This is a genomic window from Kitasatospora sp. NPDC059812 (genome assembly GCF_042732075.1).
Classification (GTDB): Bacteria; Actinomycetota; Actinomycetes; order Streptomycetales; family Streptomycetaceae; genus Kitasatospora.
This window is the reverse complement of sequence record NZ_JBHWIO010000024.1, coordinates 45,247-47,426: the sequence shown is the minus strand read 5'-3', so window position 1 is coordinate 47,426 and position 2,180 is coordinate 45,247. Positions and strand designations below refer to the sequence as shown.

1 protein-coding gene is annotated in these 2,180 nt (G+C 73.2%); it reads right to left on the bottom strand.

Annotated features, from left to right (window positions below; translation table 11 throughout):
* Positions 1-105: 105 nt before the first annotated feature.
* On the bottom strand, positions 106-1,692 hold the full coding sequence (locus ACFV6D_RS15170) for a carbohydrate binding domain-containing protein (RefSeq protein ID WP_380559983.1): 1,587 nt from the start codon (positions 1,690-1,692) through the stop codon (positions 106-108).
* Between the last annotated feature and the right edge of the window lie 488 nt (positions 1,693-2,180).

The following is a 2,180-nucleotide window of genomic DNA, read 5'->3' as shown; positions in this document are numbered from 1 at the left end:
CGCGGGCCCCCCCCCCGCGCGCAGTTCCGCCGGGGCGGCGGGGGTGGGGGGGGTGCCCGGGGCCGGCGGGCGCGGGCGGGACGTCAGCGGGTGATCAGCGGGTGATCAACGGCCTTGGAGGGACCTCACGTTGTCGCCGAAGCTCCAGCCCTTCGAGCCGTCCCAGTTGAGCGACCACGTCATGAGCCCCTTCAGCGAACCGCCGAACGCGTTCCACGACTGGCCGACCAGGCCCGGGTCCATGTAGCCGCCACCCGCGCCGGGCTGGGCCGGCAGGCCGGGCACCTGCTTGTCGTAGGGCACCTTGACGGTGGTGCCCTGGATGGTCAGGCCGTTGTTCAGGCAGGTGGTCTGCGCGGTGAAGCCCTGCACGGTGCCGGCCTGGTAGGAGTCGCCGGAGCAGCCGTACATGCTGCCGTTGTAGTACTGCATGTTCAGCCACCACAGTTGCCCGTTGTCGGCGTACTTCTTGATGATCGGCAGGTAGGCGCCCCAGATCGAGCCGTAGGTGACACTTCCGCCGGTCACGTACGCGGTCTCGGGGGCCATCGTCAGGCCGAAGCCCGCGGGCATCTGGGCCAGTACGCCGTCGATGATGCGCATCAGGTTGGCCTGGGAGGCGGACAGCGTGCCGATACTGCCGCTTCCGGACAGGCCGGTCTCGATGTCGATGTCGATCCCGTCGAAGTTGTACTTCTTGAGGATCGGGACGACGGTCGCCACGAACCGGTCGGCGACGGTGCTGGAGCTCAGGTCGATGCCTGCGGCGGCACCGCCGATCGACATCAGGATCGTCGCCCCGGCCGCCTTGGCCTGGCACATCTCGGCGGGGGTCGAGACCTTGACGTTGGCGTCCATGCCGTCCTGCCACTGGACGGTTCCGTCCGAGAGGATCACCGGGAAGGCGGCGTTGATGACGTTGTAGCCGTGTGCGGCGATCCGGCTGTCCGTGATGGGGACCCAGCCCATGCCGGGGTGGACGCCGTTCGCGGCGCCGTCCCAGTTCTCCCAGTAGCCCTGGAGGACCTTGCCCGACGGCCTGGGCTTCGTGGGGCAGGTGTCGCCCGGCGCCGGGGTGGTCGGCGGAGGAGTCGTCGGAGGCGGAGTGGTCGGCGGAGGAGTCGTGGGCGGCGGGGTGGTCGGTGTGGGGCTGCTGCCGCCGGGGCCGGTGAGCGACACGTCGTCCGCGTAGTACGCGGGCTGCCCGTACCAGCCGTGCAGGTAGACGGTCACCGAGGTGGTGTTCGGCCCGGTGGTGAAGCCGACGCTGAGCTGGCTGTACGACGCACTGCTCGGCGTCCAGGTGGACGGGTCGCTGCCGGCGCCGGTGCCGGTGGCGCCCAGGTAGACGTAGCTGCCCTGGACGTAGGCGCTCAGCGTGTACTGGGAGTTGGGCTGCACGCTGACGGTCTGGCTGCACTGGGCGCTGTCCGGGCCGGTCGGCGTGGCCTTGAGCGCGGCGGCGCCGGAGTGGACCGGACTGCTGACGACCGCGCCGGAGCCGCCGGAGCAGGTCCAGCCGGAGAGCCCGTTCTCGAAGCCGGGGTTGGCCACCAGGTTGGGGGTGGCGGCCCCGGCCGTGACGGAGCCGGCCACGGCGATGCCGGCGCCGATGACGGCGACGGCGCTCACCCCGGCGAGGGAGCGCCGCAGGACGCTCGGCCCGTGCTGGGCGCGGCTGGTCCGGTTCACCTGCGCTGCGCGTTCCACGCTCGCCCGCGGCTGCGGGCCAGGGGCCCGGAGCGGCTCGTTCCCGGTCCGGTCGCCTTCGAGGCGGCCGGGATCCGGACAGGGGCGGACCTCGCCCGACGGACGTGGAGTACGCGACCTTCGACGGAACATGCTGCGTTCCCTTCCCGCCGAGCGCCATGGACATGACCGACGCGTGGGGGCGCGACGCCCGGCTGTGGGTGAGGTGGGGACATGTGGGGCTGTGCCGGACCGGATCGTAGGAGGGGCGGCGCAGCTCGTCAATAGGTCTGGACCAATCGCGGGGTACGGCCCGGCCGACCGCAGCAGAACCCGACGTCAGGCCGTACGGCCCCGCCCGCTTCACCGGGCAGGGGCCCGGGCGTGGCCGCGGGGGGGGGGCCGGGGGGGCGGGGCGGGGGGGGGGTGGGGGGGGGGCGGGGGGGGGGGGCCCCCCGGGCCCCCCCCCCCCCACCCCGCGCGGCCCGCCC